The organism is Telluria sp. AZSoR62 (assembly GCF_058111565.1).
The window spans coordinates 1-230 of the sequence record NZ_JBYTST010000675.1; the positions used below are offsets into that span (position 1 = coordinate 1).

General features: G+C 70.0%; 1 protein-coding gene. It reads left to right on the forward strand.

The features are described 5' to 3' along the window. Nucleotides 1–14: 14 nt before the first annotated feature. Nucleotides 15–230 (forward strand): hypothetical protein (locus AC3XQU_RS25135; protein WP_489876800.1); only part of this gene is annotated, 216 nt, incomplete at its 3' end.

Below are 230 nucleotides of genomic sequence, written 5' to 3' on the forward strand. Positions count from 1 at the left end.
GGCGGAGCTTTCTTATGACCACCGCGGTTGCCTTGCTGCTGGCCGCGACCGCCGCTGCCCATTCGGCCGTCTCCTCGTCGCAACGGCACGACGGGGCGCTTGCCGAAGCCGTAGCCGCCGGCAACTCTGTGGTGGCCATCCTGGAAGTCACCGGATCGCCGCGGGCCATGACGGTCCCGGGAACTTCGGGGCCGCCCGAACGGTGGTCGGTAACGGGGCAGACGGAGCAG